Raw genomic sequence first — 17,630 nt, forward strand, 5'->3', positions numbered from 1 at the left:
CGGGGCGGTGCGCTGGCCGCTATCGACGAGGCGGTCACCCACTACCGCCAACTGGCCGAGGGTAATCCCGGTGCTTTCCTGCCCGACCTCGCCGGGTCGTTGAACAACCAGGCCAACCGGCGTCGCGAGGTCGGGGATCGGGGCGGTGCGCTGGCCGCTATCGACGAGGCGGTCACCCACTACCGCCAACTGGCCGAGGGTAATCCCGGTGCTTTCCTGCCCGGCCTCGCCGGGTCGTTGAACAGCCAGGCCGCTTCCCGTATCGAGGTCGGGGACCGGGTTGGTGCGCTGGCCGCCGTCGACGAAGCCGTCCTGCTGCGCCGCCAACTGGCCGAGGGTAATCCCGGTGCTTTCCTGCCCGACCTCGCCGGGTCGTTGAACAACCAGGCCAACCTGCGTAGCGAGGTCGGGGATCGGGGCGGTGCGCTGGCCGCTATCGACGAGGCGGTCACCCACTACCGCCAACTGGCCGAGGGTAACCCCGGAGCTTTCCAGCCCGACCTCGCCATGTCGTTGAACAACCAGGCCGCTTCCCGTAGCGAGGTCGGGGATCGGGGCGGTGCGCTGGCCGCTATCGACGAGGCGGTCACCCACTACCGCCAACTGGCCGAGGGTAATCCCGGTGCTTTCCTGCCCGGCCTCGCCATGTCGTTGAACAGCCAGGCCGCTTCCCGTAGCGAGGTCGGGGACCGGGTTGGTGCGCTGGCCGCTATCGACGAGGCGGTCACCCACTACCGCCAACTGGCCGAGGGTAATCCCGGTGCTTTCCTGCCCGACCTCGCCGGGTCGTTGAACAACCAGGCCAACCGGCGTCGCGAGGTCGGGGATCGGGGCGGTGCGCTGGCCGCTATCGACGAGGCGGTCACCCACTACCGCCAACTGGCCGAGGGTAATCCCGGTGCTTTCCTGCCCGGCCTCGCCGGGTCGTTGAACAACCAGGCCAACCTGCGTAGCGAGGTCGGGGACCGGGCCGGCGCACTGGCCGTATTCGACGACGGAGGGAAGAAAACACCGGATGGCCTGCGCGCGCGTCTCTTGGCGGCACGCGCTCAGTGGCGAATCGAACACCCCGACGACCGGTCGGCCGGAATTGAATCCGAAGTGATCGACGACCTTCGCTTGGCCGTCACTGCAGCTGATCGATCCGATGACCTGAGGCAAGCCGGTCTCGCCCGACGGGAAATCCGATCGATGGCGACTCAAATAGGCCGTACCGACCCCGCGGTAAAGCAGACGCTCCGAGAGCGCCTCCCCGGCTGGGTCCTGGAACCCCTGTCGGACGCCACCATTGACACGCTGGACCAGTGGATCTCAGCATCCGATTGGGCTACGAGGGAAGCACTCGTGCGCCTGCACATGGACGGACTGCTCTCCGACCACGGCAGGGAACTTGACCTGGCGCTGATCCTCTACCCAGAAATCGAGCAGCTCGAGCAGCTCCATGAGCTCGTCGCACAGATTCGCGCACATGGCGATGCCGAATCCGTGTTGGCTGCGCAGCGTGACCTCCACGCCCACCAGGACGCGCTCGTCGCGTGGTTGACGACCCGCACTTGGCAGCAATCCCGGCAGATCGCCCGCGAGAATCCCGGCCTACTGACCGACCCACGCACGCTGGGTTTCCTGCAAGCTGTGTCCGAAAGCCCGGCGGGCAGGCAACACCTGGCGATCATCCGACTGGCCACAACCCGCGCGCTCGGCGACATCGACGACATCTACGACTCGATCACCGATCACATCGTTGCCGCCGACCAGGCCATGGCCTGTCTCGACCGACTCGACCTCGGGACCCTCGACGACCTCCTGCTCGCCGCGCCGGACCTTGCGAGCACCCCGTTCACAGGGGCCTACCTCCTGGCTGTCAGCGCAGCACTACGCCCCGATCATCCCCACCACAGCCACGCGTCGAGCCTGATCGACCGGGCCGCCGCAGAGGGAACAAGCACCCAACGCAGTGCGGGCGCCCTTCGCCTGCGACGCATCGCCGCACGTGAGATTTCGGCCGCCGCACTGCTGACAGAGCTGGCGCGGCGGCTGGAACCGAACGGCCGAGACGGCACGAGGTGAGGAGTGCGTTCCCCCACCACCGCGGAGGTCGCGTGGCTTGCCCACCTCGCCCGGACAGTCCGGCTCGCACCATCCTCCGCTGACCGGCGCGAGGCAGTCGCGGTCGTCGTACACCACGCTCAACGGCTCAACCGTGACGGCGTCTCATGGCGCAGGATTTGCGTCGCGCTGGCCGTTGCGCCGGGCACCCTGCGCCGTTGGCGACGCACAGCGCCTCCCCGGCGCCCTTCCACCACGGAAGCGAGGAAACCCGCCTACCTTCCCCCGCAGCCCGCCCGGTCGAGGCTCATCGCCCCCGGCCACGGCGAGCCGACCACGGCAGTCCACACAACGACCTGGGAAAGATCACGTGAGCGGTTCATTCCGACGATCCTCCCATCCACGCCTGCCGGCCACGGATTCACGATCATTCCCGTGCGCCGTCCACAACGGGAAAGCAGTCGGCGCGTGCTGATCGCCACCGGTGATGCACAGCCGGGGAACAATCGCCTCGACCACGAAATCTCCGCCATCCGGCAAGCCTTGGAACTCAGCACCATCCACGTAGTCGAACGCTCCTGCGCGGCGCCGAGCGAACTCGCCGGCTTCCTAACGACCGAAAGACCAACGATACTTCACCTAGCCGCCCACACAGCGCATGGAGCACTTGCGTTTAGACTCGACGGCTACACACACTGGGTCGACCAGGAGGACATCGGTCAAGCCCTTCGCCACGGCCCGCCACCGCGAATAGCGGTACTCAACTCATGCGCCACGTACAAGCTCGCAATCGAGATCGCCGAGTGGTGTCCCGCGGTCGTGTATTGGCCGAACACGTTCGATGACGACCAGGCTCGCATCTTCAGCGATGGGTTCTACCGCACCCTCGCACGCGGTCTGCCCGTGTCCGTCGCCACCGCGGCGGGCCACCACATCCCGCCCGACTCACGACCACGCATGATCGGCGAACCAGACCTCGCCCCGTTCCCCACCGACCACGACTGACCAGGCCACCCCGCCCATCCCGCCGCATACGTCCACGCCACGGAGCCTCATGTCCGACCGCATACACGTGCTCACCGCCATCTACCAGTCCGACCGTGCCGACCGGGCCACCAACTTCACCATCAGCCTGGCCACCATGGGCGCCGCGGTCACCTATCTGATCGGCACCGTCGCCTTCTACGACAAACTCGACCTCCTCCACTGGGCCATCGCCCTCCTGCCCCTGCCGCTGCTCTGCATCGCGGCCTTCCACGCCCTATTGCTCAACCTCGCCGCCATCCGCGCCCACAGCATCCTCATCCTTGAAGAAGCACTCCTCACCACCACAAGAACCACCGACACCCATGACGTCGACCACACCCACATAGGCACCTCCGCGACCGAACGCGCCACCAACATCCACACCGCACCACGGGTCGTTACCGTCGCCACCCTCATCGCCTACGGCGGCATCGGCCTCATCTACCCGCTCTACACGGGCCTCATGCTCGTCAAAGCTACCCGACACCTCCACACCTGGATCATCCTGCCCTCAACCGTCTACCTCGCCCTACTCGCCGCAATAACACTCATGTGGCGACGCAGCATCAACAATCTGAAGATCTCTACCTGAGGACCGACGACACGGCACCCAACACGCAGGTCCGTCGAGACTTCAGGTTCAGCCATGACGAGTCCTTCGTGAGTGCACATAGTCGGACCGCCCCACCACGGTCGGGCGGTCCGACGCGCTCGTTCAATCCCGCCCATTGCCCGACGGGCATCCATTGGCCTCGGTAGGCGAGAAGAGCCTCAACCGTCGGCAACGTGGTTGTCGCCGTGCATACGGTGTTCCTGCCCGGGTGGGAGTGGGCGGATGACGAGGTCGCCGTCGTGGAGTTCGGCGGGTGGCTGGTCGGCGAGCCAGATCCCGGCGAACAAGGCGACCTGAGCGGCGGTGTCGGGATCGATCTGGTCCAGGATGTCCATGTCGAGCACGAGCATCGCCCAGGTGTGCCCGCGCAGATCGGAGTCGTGGTCCACGAGCACCCATCCGATTCCGATGTACCGCTTGACTTCATGCGCCGAAGGAAGCGTCCATAGTCGTGCGGCCCGACACACCACCGGATGCGCACCGGGGGGCCGTACACGCTCCCGGCCGGGGCATGACCACCCAATCCGAACCGTCACCACTGTGAGGTAGTCATGTCCACCAACCGCACCCTTCGCGCTGTCCCCACTCCGGAGACCGACACGGCGAAACCGAGCACGGAGACTGAGGAGAAGCTGTGGCAGGCACTCCGGAACAACCCCGGTAGCACCGCCACCGCCCTGTCCACCGCCGCCGGGATCGGCAAGTCGACCGCACCCAAGATCCTCACCCGCTGGGAGAAGGACGGCCTCGTTGCCCGCACCGCCGGGATCGCCGACGGCGGTTCCCGTCCCGCCGACCGCTGGTCCATCACCACGGACGACCAGCCCACGGACGACCAGTCGACCGACGACCAGCCGAGGATGCATTCGGAGAAGTCTCAGCGGTTGGCACCGGGGGCGTTGCGCGGCATGGTCGAGGACTACCTGCGGGACAACTCGGGCGAGTTCAGTCCGAACGCGATCGGCAAGGCGTTGGACCGATCCTCTGGTGCGGTACACAACGCCCTGGAGAAGCTAGTCGAGAGCGGCTACGTCGTGCGAACCAGTGACAAGCCGAAGAAGTACTCCCTCGCCGCGATGACTGCGGCGACAATGGAGTAGCCGTCCCCGGTGTCGGGCGGTCCATCTCGTCGCGTGCCTCCAACGGATCATCGTTGGGGGCACGACGGCGTCCGGCGGTTCACCCTCCTGTGTAGGGGTTTCCGGGTTGTATGTCGCCAACGGCGGGCAGGGGCTGACAGCAGGGGGGACGACCCTATGCGTTCGATCGTGGCTGTCGCGATCCGTGCAAATCGTCGGCATGCTTGACATTCGATGGTGCGGAAGTAGCCGCTGGCCGTTATCGCGGGGGCGAGCCGATAGCAGGCGAGCAGGCACGCCCTACTTCCCGCAAGAACTTCCGCACCGGTTCGTGCCGCAGCGAGTTAGGGAGCCCCCCCCCGTGGGGCACCATGCGGATGTTCACCCCGAGCTCGTCCTCTATAGCCCTCTCTCGGCGCACACTTTTACCTCGGCCGGCGAAACAAGGGTTGGGTGCCCTTCCCAGGGGCCGGGCCGTTCAACGGAGGGCGAGGCGGAGGCGTTGCAGCCCGCGATGTTGTGCGGGTCGATGCTGGCACGGTGGTGGCCGTATGGCTGGTCGTGAAGGCCGACCAGCGACCCGTTGGGGGCCGCTGGTGGGTGGGGCGTGGCGTGCGTGGCCGCCCCGCTGAGGTTGGGTGGGTGGTGCGGATCGGCTAGGAGACGGCGTCCCATTGTTCGGTGGCGGGGTTCCACGTCGCCTCGGTGAGAAGCCGGTTGAGGTCGGGTAGGCCGGGGCCGATCATCCAGCCGAAGCGTTCGCAGTCGACCTCGCCGGGCCAGCGGCCGGACCAGGTGTCCTTGCCGCAGTCGTGTTCGTGCTCGCAGCTCAGGCGTTGAAGTCCGGTGCGAAGGCACCTGGCCACGTCGCAACCCTCGACGTGTGGCTGGCCGGTGGCGACCTCGCAGTCCGGGCACTGCGGTCGGGGTGCGGAGAGGTCTAGGAGGTCGGACATGTGCCGTCGTGCCTTTCGGTCTTGTCTTGGGCGGGTTCGGGTTAGGCGTGCCCGGTCGCTGCGGGTCGTTGTGGCGGGTGGTCAACTCGCGGCATCGCGTAGCTCCAAATGCGGCCGGTGATCACCCACGCGCGACCTCGGTCGAAGAGGTAGATCCAGTCGGTGCTGCGGCTGTCCGGCCATGACCACGGCCAGCCGTCGCGGGGAGGGTGACTTTGTCCGAGGCCCTGTTCGGTGAACGCGTCGAGCAGGTCGAGTACGGCGTCGGCGAACGTCGTCGGGTCCGTGGCTTCCAGCATGAGTCGGCCGGTGTCGAGGTCCCGCAGGGTTTCGGGGTCGGCGTTGCCGTGGAGGGCTCCCAGCCAGCGGGCACGGCGTCCGGTTTCGTCGTAGAAGTCGGCGGTCGTGGGGATCATCGGCCGGGTTCGCGCTCGACGTCGGCGGGGTGTGGGAAGTAGCAGTCTTCGTCGCACTCCTGCGCGCCCCGGCTGGTGATGAAGGGGCAGTCCTCGCGGTGGTGCTTGGTGAAGGTGACGCTGCCGTCCGGGTGTTCGATGATGTGCAGCGCACCGCCGTGGGTGTAGGCCCAGGTGATCTCGTCGGGGTCGATGCGGTGCTCGACGTCGTAGCCGTAGCTGGTCGCCACGAGCGCGCTGATCGCGCCGTGCAGGTGTGGCGAGATGGTGTGTGTGGTCGGCGGGGTGGCGAGGATCTTGGCGGCGCGCTGGAGGAGGCGTTCGGTGACGGGGCTGAGGAACCGGGCGGGGTCATCGATGTCAGGTCCTGGTGTCGGGGTGTTGTGCCACCAGTCGCTGGGCGCGGCGGCGGCGAGCATGGTCCAGGTCATCTGGTCGTTGAGGACGTCGGCGACGGCGCGGCTCTGGTTGATGTAGAAGTCGCGTTCGACATGGGCTCGGACGGTGCGTCCGGCGATCTCGACGGTGCGGGTGTGGTGGTAGCGCTGCGAGCTGATGCCGGGGTCTCGTCTCGTTCGGTCATCGTGCTGGTCATCTCGGAGTCCTTCCGGGTGGTCGGGTTCAACGGCGGGGGAGTTCGGTGCGCAGGTCGGCCAGCAGGCGGTTGTCGCGGACGCGCCGCCACAGGTGCCAGCCGTTCGCGGTGAAGTCGCAGAGTTGGGTGGCGAGGGCATTGACGGTCGACACGGCAAACTCGTCCGGTCCGTGGTGCAGAACCCCGCCTGCCCCGACGGTGGCGGTGTGCCCGTCGAGTACGACCTGCTCGCCCTCGTCGAGCAGTCCCGCCTCAAGCAGCTCGGCGAGACCGTCGGCTGCGCGGCGAGGCGCCGAGGCCGCGGGCTCGCCGGCGAGGCCGAGTCCGTGCGAGAGCCAGTCGGGCATGGCGGCGGCGATCGGCCCGGTCATCGTCGCCCACTGCACGTCCTGGAGGGCGGCGTCGGCGAGGTAGCGCATGTGCACGAGCACCGTCGTGGCGACCTCGTGCGGCCAGCGCGCGTCCGCCCCCTCCCAGGTGCCCACGGTGCGCCACTCGCCCTGCATCGCGGCGAGGACCTCGACATCGGTCATCGCGGGGTCGGCGGTCGAGGTGTGCAGGCGCACCACGACGTCCCCGGCGTGCAGGGTGGCGGGCGGCGGCTCGGGTAGCCACACCTCTGCGAGCAGGTCGGCGGTGTCGGTGGTCCGCACGGCGATCACGGCGAGACCTCACGCCCCGGCGGGCGGGCGCATCGGCACGGCGGGCGGAACGGCAGGCGCGAGCAACACGGTCTCGGGTGGCAGTGTGCCGGGAAGTGGCGGCGGCGTCGCGCCGTGGTGCGCGGTCATGGCTGTCCTCCAGATGGACGGGTGGTTCGAGGTCACCGGGGCGGGCGGGTCGCGTCCCGGAGGCGCTGGCTGATCTCGTGCTTGGGTGCGGCGAGGATGGTGGTCAGCACGATGACGGCGGAGCCTTCGTCCGGCGGCCGGACGGGAGTGCCGTCGACGGTGAGGTCGTGACCGTCGGCGGTGACGATCCGCCAGTCCCGTTGGCGGATGCGGTCGGCGCAGTAGTAGCTGCCGACGAGTACGCCGTCGCGGGTGAAGGTGCCGTACAAGATTCTGTTGGGCGTCGGCGGGGTCGTAGATGATCGAGGTCACGGTGCAGCCGTTCTCGGTGAAGCTGCGCGCGACGACTTCGACCTCAGGCGGGTTGGGTGCGGTCATCGGCTTTCTCCTTCGGTGTGGCCCTTTGGCCCCGGCGCCGCGGCCTCGCCCCCGGCCGAGGGCAGCTCCGCGAGCACGGTGGAGGTGGTGGTCATGCCGACCACCCGAGGGCGTCGGCGGCGATCGCGGGCAGGTAGCCGACCTGCTCACCGGTGCCGAGCCACACCACGGGCGGGTCGGTCGGCCGGACGCCCCACGACTCGGCGTCGTCGGGGGTGCACACCACCCGCGCGAGAAGGTGCTCCATCGGGTAGCCGGGTTGGGCGGCGATCCGCAGCGGCGTGGCGGGGTCGTAGCCGGACAGGGCGGCGATCAGGTCGCCCACGGTCTTGGGGTGTTTGTAGGTCATGACGGGTCACCTCGTGGTCGTGAGTTGGTGCGCGGGGTGGGCGGTCCGGGTAGGGCGTCCCGCCCGGACCGGTGGGGTTAGCGGCCGGTCGCGCGCAGGGCGGCCGTGGCGGCGCGTCCGATGGCTTGGGCGGTGGCGGTGGGGCTGGTCAGCTTGTGCACGGTCACGCCGTCGAAGGGGTCGTCGCGGTCGTCGGTGGTCAGCCACAGCACGGCGCACCCGGACGCGCGCAACCGGTCGACCTGTGCGCGTCCGGCGGCGCGTTCGTCGGGTTCGTAGTGCCCGTCGGACACGATGACCAGCAGGCGTGCCGCGCCGGGGTGGGACAGTCCGAGCGCGCCGTCGAGGGCGGCGGTGGCGGCTGCGAGGTCGTGGGAGCCGTCGTCGGCCTCGAATTCGGTCACCAGGTCCGGGACGGTGCCGGGGTGGGTGATCGGGCGAACGTGCGCGCCGTAGATCACCGTGGCGGTGGTGACCGGGACGGTGGCGCGGTGCCCGGCGTGGGCGAGCATCCATGCGGTCGAGGCGACCGGGCGGCGCAGGTAGCCCATCGAGCCGGACACGTCGCACGCGATGCCCAGCCGTAGCGGCGGGCCGGGGGTGACGAGTCGGGCGGTGCGGGTGAACGGTTCGGCGGTCACGGTCGCCCCGGCAGCGCGTTGGGCGTCGGCGGCGAGTGCGCCGCGCATCCGCAGCCGTCCCGGCGGGATCGGCGAGGTGGACTTGACCGCGACCCGTTCCCGGACTCCGGCGGTGGACAGCGCGCGGGCGAGGACACGAGAGGCGGTGCGTTCGGCGGCGGTGGGCGGGCGGGTGCCCGCCGTGGCGGTGGCACCGTAGCCCTTGGGGTTGTGGTACGCCCCGGCGAACACCGTCCGGGCGGTTGCCTCGTTGGCCTCGTGAGCGGCGTCCTCGGCGGCTTGCCGTGCCTCCGCCACAGCGGCGGGGTCCTGCGGCGGGATCTCATGCGCCACCGCGAGCGCGACGTTGGCCAACGCCTGCCCGATGGCTTGGGTCAGCGGTGAGGGCACGCCGGACGGGTCGGGGGTGCCGGACGCGTCGGGGTCCGCGCCGGGGTCGGGGTTGTCGGGGTCGGTGCCGATTGCCTGACACCACCGCCGCCCGAGGTCGATCATCGTGTCGGCGTCGTCGTCGGCGGTGTTGAGCGCTTCGCGCCACAGTCCGCGCAACTCGGTCAACAGGTCCGCGCCGAGGATGTTCTCGACCATGGCGGCGACCGGGGCGGTTTCGGTGGCGGTGAGGATGCCGCCGTCCACCCGTGCCAGCAGCAGCGCGGCGGTGTGCGCGGCGTCGGCTTTGGTCATTTGCGGTGCGCGGGCGGGGTTGGTCGCGTCGGTGTCGGCGAGGATCAGGTTGGTGGCGGACGCGCGCAACCAGCGCCGGTCGTCGGGGCGGCGGCGCACCTGCGCGGCTTCCATGCGCGGCTCTTCCAGCAGCATGGCGGCCTCTGCAACGGCGGGCGGGGTGCCCTCCGGCACGTCCCATGCGGTGTGTTTGGCGTGCCCGCACTCATGCGTGAGCAGTCCCCACGTGGTGGCGTAGCGGGCGCGGTCGGCGAGGTTGGCGGGGTCCACGGTGGCGGGGTCCACGCCGAGGTGGGTGCCGTCGACCTCGATCAGCGCGCGGGCGGGGTAGAAACACGCCGGGGCACCGCCGCCCGCGCCGGGCGCGATGGTGACCAGCAGGTCCTCGCGGTCGGCGATGATCTCGACCTCGTCGGCGAGCGCGGTGGACAGCGTCAGCCATTCGGGGCGGGCGGGGAACACGGCGGCACCGGTCGCGTCGGGGTCGGCTACGAGGTGGGCGGTCATCGCGGTGTCCTTTCCGGACGGGCGGCGTGGGTGGTCGGTGGCGGGTCGGGTCAGATGCGGGCACCGAGTGCCAGGGGTGCCACGGTGGTGCCGAATACGGCCTTGACGGTGGCGGCGACGATCTCGCGGTCCTCTTCCGGCGCGATGCCCACGAGGTTCCCGGCGGCGGCTTCCGCCCCGACCACGCCCGCGATCTTCTGAAACGCGATCAGCTCCCGCAGCTGGGGTGCCCAGCCGATCTCGCCGTTGGCCTGTCGGGTGGCGAGGTTGCGCGCGACCTTGACCGCCCGCTTGTCGATCTTGAGTTGGGTCGCGAGGTCGTAGTCGGTGACCACGTGGATCTGCGCGGAGAACCGGGACGACAGGGCGTCGGTGAGGATCGCGCCGTGCACGCCGGGGTTGTGTCCGGCGACCACGTAGAACCCGGGCGCGGCATTCACGACCTCGCCGCCGTTGGCCTTGATCACGATCTGGCGGCGTCCGTCCATCGCGGGGTAGACCACGGCGAGCACGGTCGGCGGGATCAGGGTGGCGTCGTCGATGAACAGCGGCACGCCCTCGCGCATCGCGCGGACCAGCGGACCGTGGACGAACACGTAGCGGCCGTCGTCGGTCTGGGTGTACTCGCCCACGAAGTCGGCGACCGTGGTGTCCCCGTCGCCCTGAACCGTCAACAGGTCCGGGAAGGCGGCCTCGACCACCGAGGTCTTCCCCGTGCCGGGCGGTCCGTACAACAGGGCGGCGACCCCGGCGTCCCGGAACCGTTGCAGCGCGGTCACGTCCGGCATTCCGGCCAGCATCCGGGGGTGGTAGTCCATCCCGTTCGGGCGTTTCACCGGACCGGTCACCACGCGTGCCGGCCGGGTGGGGGTGCCACCCGTCCCGGACGGGGCGGGACCGGTGGGCGCGGCGGTGGGTGGCGTGGGCGTTTTCGGGCGGGGCGTGCGTGGTGGGGCGGGGGTGATCGTGGATGCGGCGGCGGACGCCGTGGTCGCGGTAGCCCGGTGGGCCAGCGGGGCGGTCGAGGCGACCTCGGCCTCCCCCCGGTCCGCCAACACTTTGCACGCGTTGCCGACCGCCCCGGACGACCGATTCAGGGTGTGCGCGATGTTGCGCGGGGTGAGTTCGGTGCCCGCGTTGTCGGCGAGAACTTTGGCGACCATCGCGCGAAGTTCGCCGTTGCCGAGTCGTTTCGGCGCGCCCGCCGGGGTGGTCGGCGTGGTGGTGGGTGCCGGGGCGGGCGGGGTGGGGGTGGTCATCGCGGGCGTTCCTTTCGGGTGTGCGGGGGCGGCGGGTCAGGCGGCGAGCGGGGACTCGGTGGCGTCGGCGGCGGTTTGGTGCCGTTCGGCGTCGGCGTCCGCCGCGTCCGGGGTGGCGTGGTCCGCCGACCATCCGCAGCAGCAAAACGCGGTGGCGGTTCCGTCGTCATTCGTCACGGTGTCGGCGTAACACATAATCGGCTCCCCGTTTTCGACATGGCTCGCGCCGGGCGTGGTATTCGGTGTGGTTTCCGGTTCCCCCGGCGGCAATTCAATTATGACTCTGCCCCGCGCGTCATGCAACAGGTTTGGCAGCTCATTTTCAAGACTCTTTTCGGTCGGCCGCCGTTGTCGTCATTCCGCGAATTGGACCAGCGCGCGCCCGCACATTTTCGACCGGAACGCCAAGATGTTTCCGCAGGTCAAAGAGCGCAACGGGCAGCAGGAGGTGAATAGGCGGCGAGAGCCGGAGACGCGTAAGGAATCAAAAGAAAGGAGTTTGGGGACATAAGGAAGGGGTGAATTAAGCCAGAAAGAACGCGGTCAAGAGACAGGGGTGACGACAGTCAGACAGGGCAGGTAGCCGGTCGCCAGTCCGCCCCGATGTGTTCACCGGCTTGTAGCCAAGCGAGTCTGGGATACCAGCGGATCCCCCTGCGAGTCCTCTGACCGGCGTCTTTGCTGGCTGGAGGGGGTGGCGCTCTAACAGGATCCCCAACCTGATCCCCAATGTGATCCCCCGTATGAACCTCCAACGGAAGTGACCGTACGCGCTGTCGATCTCCACCCCAGCTACACAGCGTGACATCTCATCGGAGTGGGGCTGACCTGTGCCAGGGCAGGCGGTGAGTGACGGAGCGGTCGCGCTGAGCAGGCACGATCGCCTCGACGGCAGGCTCGGGGAGGAGCCTGCCGCAAGACGTGACGAGCGGGCGCAGTGGAGGTCCGGTCAGCGCACACGGGGAGGCCGGTGACGGAGCGAGACGACAGGGTCCTTCGTGGACTGTATGACCTGAAGAACCTTTTCGGGGACAAGTAGGTGCCCGCCATCCTGGTGGCTCCGGGACGGCCGCTGTATCGGGTAGAGATTCTTTCCACGGTCAACTCGGATTCCATCGACGAGATTTGGGTGGACAAGCACGTTGTACTGCATGATAGCATTCTGGCGCGCACATTGAAAAAGATGCGTGAACAGGGTCTCATCGTCCGCGAGAGTTGCGATAAGTCTTTTCCGTCGGAAGTCGCGTACTCGTTGACCCCGGCGGTCGCCGAGGTGTTGACGCTGGCAGAGCCTCTGATCGAGTGGACTCGTATCCATCCGGATTTGCTCTCTCGGGCGCAAGCGCACAGCCGTCACAGTGGTGCGGAGGGCCATTCTCGATGATGTCGTGGATCTCGACTTTCCGGCCGGTGACGGCCGGTTCCACTCCGCCGGACGTCGCCCTCGTGCCGGCGGCGGCGTCGGGTGACCCGACGCCGCGCACGAGGGTGCCTGCGGGGTTCATCCGGCTCGGCTGCGCCCGCGGTCGGCTCGCCCCGGCTCGCCGGGTGCGTCGTGGCGGCGACGTAGCCGGTCGGCCAGGTCGACGGTCTGGTGCGTGGGTCGGTCGTCGATCTCGGCGAGCCGTGTGGTCAGCAGGGTCAGGGTGCGTGGGATGGCGTCGAGCTGTCCGAGGCGTTCCTGCAGTCGCATGATGTCGCGGTAGATCAGTTCGTTGTGCGGGTCGAACGCGCGTGCGATTTCGAGCAGGTCCAGCGTCTGTTGTGGGTCGTGTTCGACCAGGGCGCGGGCCAGGGCGGCGACGGCGTCGATGGCGTCGCGGCGGATGGCCTCGCGTGCGGTCTCGATCCAGTCGGTGGAAAGCCCGTCGGCCAGGGGGCCGGTGTAGCTGTCGACGATCCGCCGGTACGCCTCGACGCGATCGGCGTCGGTGACGGCGGCGCGGCGGGCGGCCACGGCGGCGGCGAAGTGGTGGTAGTCGACCTCCACCAGTTCGAGGTCCAGCCGGTAGCGGCCTTCACCGACCACCACGAGGTCGGACAACGCGTTGCCGGTTGCGGCGGCCAGGGCGCGGCGTAGACGCGAGAGCGCGGTGTTCATCGCGTTGGTGGTCCGCTCCGGTGGGCTCGTGGCCCACAGGGCGGCGACGAGCGCCTCTCGGCTGGCGCCGTCGGGGTGCAGCGCCAGGAAGACCAGCAGTTCGCGCAGGCGTGGCTGGAACGCGGAGGTGATCTCGCGTTCGGCGGCCTCGTCGTCGGGTGTTGCCGGCGCGGGACGCCAGCACACCCGCGGCGGCCCGAGCACGCTGACGCGCAACGGCGCGGACGACACCTCGCGCGACTCTGCGGAGCCCTGTGGCGGGCTCCCCGCCGGCCGACCGTGCCGGTGCCCTTCAGCCGTGTTCCGGGTTGCGTGGTCGGCGTCGTGGCGAACAGGCTGGACGGGACGCAGCCGAAGACCGGGTGACGTCGCGGGCGCGGGCTCCGGGCGCAGGATCTCCAGCTGACCATCGCCTCGCCGGTCGTCATTGCTGAGAGCTGCCCACAGCTCCGGGTCCGTGTCGGCGACCGGTGCCTGGGTCGTGCCCACGGCGAGCATGTCCTCGCCGACCGTGTCTCCGCGATCGGCGGTGCTCGCGCCGCGGTCCACCACGGTGTCCACGGGCTCGACGGTGACGAAATCGTCCACGACGATGTGAGGACGCGGCACGACAGCCGGATGCGGTTCGTCGCCGGCGGTATCAGTGAACTCGGGCTCGTCGCCCGGGTCGGCGTGACGCAGCAGGTCCAGCAGGTCGGCGAGGTGGTCGTCACCCAGCCCGAACACGCGCGCGCCGCGCAGCGGCTCGCCGAGGCCTGGGCTGGTGGTGGAGATCGTGCCGTCGCCGCGGACGTAGGCGGTCAACCCGGCGCTCCACTGGCCCAGCAGCAGCCCGGTCACGCCGACGGTCGAGCCGTTGTCCAACACCGCCTGCAGCCTGCGGGCCTGACGGCCGGGTGCGCGGGCAGCCAGCACAACAGGCCCCCACGGTCGACCGGTGAGCGGGAGCCGGCCGACGCGCACCAGGGTCTCGGATTCCAGCATGTCCAGCGCGGCGTCGAGATCGGCTGCCACCCGCACACCCGCCGGCAACGGTGCCTGCGCCACGCGCCTGCCGAACAGCACCGCGAGGTCGTCGGCTGGCACGACGACCGTGGCCCGCCTGTGCGTGGCGGTGAAAGCCGTGCTGAGGATGGTCACGAGTAGCGCACGGACCGCGGCGGGAGCACCCGCGCCAAGCAGGCCGAGGCCGTGCGCGGCGGCCAGGTCCACGGCGATCTCGCGGCCGTCCCGCACACCGACCGGCAGGACCGGCGCTTGGTCGTCGGGGACGTCGTCGGCGTCGGTATGGGTGCCGAGTACGAGCGGCGATGCCGGTGCGTGTGGTGGGCGCCGGCCCGGCCAGTCCAGGTCCACGTCGTCGTCGGTGCCGGTGTCGTCGTGGTCGTGGTCGGCGCGCAGGTGCGCCAGGCGCAGCTGGTAGACGACCGGGGCGACGGGCAGGTCGCTGCGGTCGCCGCTGCCTGGCTGGTATCGGCGTCGGTTCCGCCGACGGGCCGCGACCAGGGCGGCGCTGACCGCTGCGGCCAGACCAAGACCGACGAACAGTTCCTCGCCCCAGCTGATCCCCGGCTCGCCCACCGCGTCTGTGCTCGGCGGCGCCTGGGCCGCCGGTGGAACCTGAGTGATCGGTGCGGTCTGAGTGGTCGGTGGGGCTTCAGCGGAGACGGGCGGCCGCGTTGTGGAGGAGGCCGGAGTCGTCGTGCTGCTGGGTGGCGGCTCGGGTGCAGGGGGTGGGGTCGCCGGTGGTGGCACCGGGGCGGTGGGTGGTCGGGAGGTGACGGTGGCGTCGTCGGGCAGGGTCATCTCCTCGCCGGGGAAGATCAGGCCCGGGCGGGTGAAGGTGCCACCATTCGGTTGGGGTTTGCCCTTGTTGAGCGTGTAGATCTCCGGCCAGCGGTTGCCGTCGCCGAGGGTGCGTTCGGACATCCACCACAGCGAGTCGTACACGCCGGTGTCGGGGTTGTACGCAAGCACCACGGCGGACTTCACGTGGCCAGGCGGGTCGACCATCCCGGTCGTCTCGTGGTGATACGGCATGCTGTGGACGGCCGGTCGCACCACGGTGCACTCCCCTTGTTCGGCGGGCGTGCTCCAGGCGGGAGCCGTAGCCACCACCTCAGTCGCGGCACCGTCCGCAGCGGCTGGGTCCAAGGCTGGCAGGCCGGAGCGTTGACCGAGGATGGAGATCAGGACCGCGCCGACGAGCACGGCCGCGATCCGGTGCACCGGTCCGGCCGCCGACAGGTCGGGCATCTCCGCGTCGCGGGCGATCTCGACCGCGCAGCGGGCGATGTCGAGGGCGAAGACCGCCCACACGAGCCAGGTCAGGCAGGCGAGGAATTCCAGCAGGAACGTCGTGGTCATCGGGCCGAGCAGGACATCCTGGGCTTCCGTCCAGGAGGGCAGGTGGTCTGGCAGCGGCCAGCCGACGAAGTGCGTCAACGCCCACGGCAACCCGGCCAGCAGGGCGAGCAGGACTGCCGCCGCCAGCAGCCCGCGCACCAGCCTCCCGAGCACTCCGAGCACCCGCCCGGCGCCATGGCGGAACCGGCCTCGCGTTCGCGGCGGCCGATGCGGCTTGCGGCGGGAGGGATGCGGTGATGCGGCCATGACGTGCTCGTTTCCTCAGAACTGGACGTGTTCGCTCCTCCGCCCGGTCACACGGCTGTGATGAGCGGGGTTATAGGCGAACCCGCGGGCGGCGCGAGCGCGGGCACGGTCAGCTCGCGTGGGCGATGATCGGCTCGCGCTTGTCCAGCCCGGCAGCGGTCGAGCCCTCGCGCGAGTTGGTCCTCTGCTCGGGTGTCGCTGTCCTCGGTCCGGGGAGGGAGCGCGTATCACCCGGTGCGCCGGTCGCCGTCTTCTTGCGCTTGCCGCGGCCGGGCTTGCGCCCCTCGATCCACCCGGTGAGGTCGGATGGTTTGAGGTCGGTGAACGCAGCCAGCTCGTCGACGTCGATGACGTCCTGGGCGTCGGCGAGCACGTCGCCGAGCTCACGCTCCACTTCGGCGAGCTGCTCGACGATCGCGGCTCGGCGCCCCGCGAGTTCGCCGACCTGCTGCGCGGCGGCGGCTCGGCGTGCGCTGCGGGCGGTGTCGGCCTCTTCGACGCGCCGGCGGATCTCTTCGGGTGTTGCCATGCTGCTGTCCCTTCTCTGCGACGGGCGTGTTCACGACGGGCGCGGGTGTGGTCAGGGGTCGATCGCGGTCACCCCGCGCTGCGGGTGTGCGCTGCCCTGCCCGTGTACGTGGAGCGTTCCGATGCCGACCAGGCCGAGCAGTTGGGTGTTCTGGGTGGCGGTCACGGTGACCGTGACGGTGTCGCCGGAGACGGTCACCGTGCCGGTGGCGCCCTCGGCGGCCAGGTGCGCTTGGGCGTTGGCGACCGCTTGGGCGGGCACGAGCTGCAGGCTGCCGTTGGCGCGGTAGGCGGACAGGTCGATGGCCTGGGCGCCGGCGCGGGCGGCGGCCTCGGCCTGGCCGTTGGCCCGTACTTTGGCGGCCAGCGCGAGGCCACCGTCGAGGGTCAGGCCGGCCAAGGCCAGGATGCCGACGGTCAGCGCCAGGACGAACGCGGTCACTCGGCCCTCGTCGGCGCGCCACCACCGCAGGCGCGTGCGCCGCCAAGTCGACCACCGGCTGCGCCGGACCTGACGGCCTCGCCGGGTCATGTCCGGCTCCCGGTGTTCAGGGTCGAGCGCCAGAGGTCCACGGGTTCGACCGAGGTGGCCGACAGGGTCTTGCCGCCGGGCACGCCGAGGATGAGCGCGTCGCCGAAGTCGACGGCGCAGGACACGGTCACGCTGACCGTGCCGCCAGGGCGCAGGCCGCCGATCGACGTGCTCACCGACAGGGAGGTGCACACCACGCCCGCTGAGGACAGTGCGCTCGCGGCGGTCGACTGGGCCGCTGCGGTCGCGGTTGTCGGGGTGCGTTCGATGCTGGCGGCGCGGGCCGCCTGGTGGGCGGCGTCGTCGATGCGGATCCGCGCGTCCACCCCTCGGTGGACGACCACGCCGACGAACACCAGCAGCATGATCAGGAACGGTGCGGCGATAGTGACTTCGGCGGCCACCGAGCCGTCATCGGCACGCCACCAGGCCGCCCACCCCCACCGACCGGGACGCACGCGGCCGTGACGCCGTCCTGGAGGCGTGACGGGCACATGGGGCGGCGGCGTCCGCGAT

The 17,630-nt window shown here is 69.9% G+C and carries 19 protein-coding genes; 5 read left to right on the forward strand and 14 right to left on the reverse strand.

Features of this window, described 5'->3' with window-relative positions:
• The 3 genes from B0I31_RS41010 to B0I31_RS36095 form a co-directional block, all read left to right on the forward strand.
• On the forward strand, window positions 1–2,067 hold a 2,067-nt coding region (locus tag B0I31_RS41010), incomplete at its 5' end, for a hypothetical protein (RefSeq protein ID WP_219910976.1).
• A 447-nt stretch (window positions 2,068–2,514) separates the two neighbouring features.
• Window positions 2,515–3,051 (forward strand): CHAT domain-containing protein, encoded by a 537-nt coding sequence (locus B0I31_RS40205; protein ID WP_146174088.1) that lies wholly within the window; start codon window positions 2,515–2,517, stop codon window positions 3,049–3,051.
• A gap of 49 nt (window positions 3,052–3,100) precedes the next feature.
• The gene (locus B0I31_RS36095; RefSeq protein WP_106619890.1) at window positions 3,101–3,664 is read left to right on the forward strand and encodes a hypothetical protein; all 564 of its coding nucleotides are present in this window, start codon (window positions 3,101–3,103) and stop codon (window positions 3,662–3,664) included.
• A gap of 179 nt (window positions 3,665–3,843) precedes the next feature.
• On the opposite strand, the gene B0I31_RS36100 is transcribed toward B0I31_RS36095, so the two are convergent.
• Window positions 3,844–4,080 (reverse strand): hypothetical protein, encoded by a 237-nt coding sequence (locus tag B0I31_RS36100; protein WP_106619891.1) that lies wholly within the window; start codon window positions 4,078–4,080, stop codon window positions 3,844–3,846.
• Between the two features lie 156 nt (window positions 4,081–4,236).
• On the opposite strand from B0I31_RS36100, the gene B0I31_RS36105 reads away from it, so the two are divergent.
• A complete protein-coding gene (locus tag B0I31_RS36105; RefSeq protein WP_106619892.1) occupies window positions 4,237–4,785 on the forward strand; it encodes a MarR family transcriptional regulator in 549 nt (182 codons plus the stop codon).
• Between the two features lie 635 nt (window positions 4,786–5,420).
• Here B0I31_RS36105 and B0I31_RS36110 read toward each other — a convergent pair.
• The 9 genes from B0I31_RS36110 to B0I31_RS41015 form a co-directional block, all read right to left on the reverse strand.
• Complete coding sequence (locus tag B0I31_RS36110; RefSeq protein WP_106619893.1) at window positions 5,421–5,720, reverse strand: hypothetical protein; 300 nt, start codon at window positions 5,718–5,720, stop codon at window positions 5,421–5,423.
• Window positions 5,721–5,761: 41 nt separating this feature from the next.
• On the reverse strand, window positions 5,762–6,136 hold the full coding sequence (locus B0I31_RS36115) for a hypothetical protein (protein WP_181320723.1): 375 nt from the start codon (window positions 6,134–6,136) through the stop codon (window positions 5,762–5,764).
• Entirely contained in the window at window positions 6,133–6,567 is a 435-nt protein-coding gene (locus tag B0I31_RS36120; RefSeq protein ID WP_245950690.1) for a hypothetical protein, read from the reverse strand. The genes B0I31_RS36115 and B0I31_RS36120 overlap by 4 nt, the downstream gene beginning before the upstream one ends.
• A 190-nt stretch (window positions 6,568–6,757) precedes the next feature.
• The gene (locus tag B0I31_RS36125; RefSeq protein ID WP_245950691.1) at window positions 6,758–7,393 is read right to left on the reverse strand and encodes a hypothetical protein; all 636 of its coding nucleotides are present in this window, start codon (window positions 7,391–7,393) and stop codon (window positions 6,758–6,760) included.
• Window positions 7,394–7,554: 161 nt separating this feature from the next.
• Window positions 7,555–7,791 carry a hypothetical protein gene (locus tag B0I31_RS36130; protein ID WP_245950692.1) on the reverse strand — a complete coding sequence of 79 codons (237 nt, stop codon included), beginning with the start codon at window positions 7,789–7,791 and terminating at the stop codon, window positions 7,555–7,557.
• Between the two features lie 200 nt (window positions 7,792–7,991).
• Window positions 7,992–8,249 (reverse strand): hypothetical protein, encoded by a 258-nt coding sequence (locus B0I31_RS36135; RefSeq protein WP_106619894.1) that lies wholly within the window; start codon window positions 8,247–8,249, stop codon window positions 7,992–7,994.
• 77 nt (window positions 8,250–8,326) lie between these two features.
• Entirely contained in the window at window positions 8,327–10,081 is a 1,755-nt protein-coding gene (locus B0I31_RS36140; RefSeq protein WP_106619895.1) for a hypothetical protein, read from the reverse strand.
• A gap of 50 nt (window positions 10,082–10,131) precedes the next feature.
• Entirely contained in the window at window positions 10,132–11,340 is a 1,209-nt protein-coding gene (locus tag B0I31_RS36145; protein WP_106619896.1) for an AAA family ATPase, read from the reverse strand.
• A 36-nt stretch (window positions 11,341–11,376) separates the two neighbouring features.
• Window positions 11,377–11,517, reverse strand: a complete 141-nt coding sequence (locus B0I31_RS41015) for a hypothetical protein (protein WP_181320735.1) — start codon at window positions 11,515–11,517, stop codon at window positions 11,377–11,379.
• A gap of 862 nt (window positions 11,518–12,379) precedes the next feature.
• Between B0I31_RS41015 and B0I31_RS36150 the strand changes: the two genes are divergently transcribed.
• Window positions 12,380–12,724, forward strand: coding sequence for a winged helix-turn-helix transcriptional regulator (locus B0I31_RS36150; protein ID WP_245950693.1), 345 nt, complete (start codon window positions 12,380–12,382; stop codon window positions 12,722–12,724).
• A gap of 117 nt (window positions 12,725–12,841) precedes the next feature.
• Here the strand turns inward: B0I31_RS36150 and B0I31_RS36155 are convergent, their stop codons facing one another.
• From B0I31_RS36155 to B0I31_RS36170, 4 genes are all read right to left on the reverse strand, one after another.
• The gene (locus tag B0I31_RS36155; RefSeq protein ID WP_245950694.1) at window positions 12,842–15,961 is read right to left on the reverse strand and encodes an AfsR/SARP family transcriptional regulator; all 3,120 of its coding nucleotides are present in this window, start codon (window positions 15,959–15,961) and stop codon (window positions 12,842–12,844) included.
• A 202-nt stretch (window positions 15,962–16,163) separates the two neighbouring features.
• Entirely contained in the window at window positions 16,164–16,583 is a 420-nt protein-coding gene (locus tag B0I31_RS36160; protein WP_181320724.1) for a hypothetical protein, read from the reverse strand.
• A gap of 51 nt (window positions 16,584–16,634) precedes the next feature.
• Window positions 16,635–17,024 carry a hypothetical protein gene (locus B0I31_RS36165; protein ID WP_106619898.1) on the reverse strand — a complete coding sequence of 130 codons (390 nt, stop codon included), beginning with the start codon at window positions 17,022–17,024 and terminating at the stop codon, window positions 16,635–16,637.
• 86 nt (window positions 17,025–17,110) lie between these two features.
• The gene (locus B0I31_RS36170; RefSeq protein ID WP_245950695.1) at window positions 17,111–17,518 is read right to left on the reverse strand and encodes a pilus assembly protein TadE; all 408 of its coding nucleotides are present in this window, start codon (window positions 17,516–17,518) and stop codon (window positions 17,111–17,113) included.
• Window positions 17,519–17,630 lie beyond the last annotated feature (112 nt).

It is taken from the genome of Saccharothrix carnea (assembly GCF_003014735.1).
GTDB classification, from domain to species: Bacteria; Actinomycetota; Actinomycetes; order Mycobacteriales; family Pseudonocardiaceae; genus Actinosynnema; species Actinosynnema carneum.

What these genes read in the sequence shown, in the direction of transcription:
- B0I31_RS36095 (WP_106619890.1), top strand. Translation starts at nt 3,101, where the DNA reads ATGTCCGACCGCATACACGTGCTCACCGCCATCTACCAGTCCGACCGT.
- B0I31_RS36105 (WP_106619892.1), top strand. Translation starts at nt 4,237, where the DNA reads ATGTCCACCAACCGCACCCTTCGCGCTGTCCCCACTCCGGAGACCGAC.
- B0I31_RS36110 (WP_106619893.1), bottom strand. Translation starts at nt 5,720, where the DNA reads ATGTCCGACCTCCTAGACCTCTCCGCACCCCGACCGCAGTGCCCGGAC.
- B0I31_RS36115 (WP_181320723.1), bottom strand. Translation starts at nt 6,136, where the DNA reads ATGATCCCCACGACCGCCGACTTCTACGACGAAACCGGACGCCGTGCC.
- B0I31_RS36120 (WP_245950690.1), bottom strand. Translation starts at nt 6,567, where the DNA reads ATGACCTGGACCATGCTCGCCGCCGCCGCGCCCAGCGACTGGTGGCAC.
- B0I31_RS36135 (WP_106619894.1), bottom strand. Translation starts at nt 8,249, where the DNA reads ATGACCTACAAACACCCCAAGACCGTGGGCGACCTGATCGCCGCCCTG.
- B0I31_RS36140 (WP_106619895.1), bottom strand. Translation starts at nt 10,081, where the DNA reads ATGACCGCCCACCTCGTAGCCGACCCCGACGCGACCGGTGCCGCCGTG.
- B0I31_RS36145 (WP_106619896.1), bottom strand. Translation starts at nt 11,340, where the DNA reads ATGACCACCCCCACCCCGCCCGCCCCGGCACCCACCACCACGCCGACC.
- B0I31_RS36160 (WP_181320724.1), bottom strand. Translation starts at nt 16,583, where the DNA reads ATGGCAACACCCGAAGAGATCCGCCGGCGCGTCGAAGAGGCCGACACC.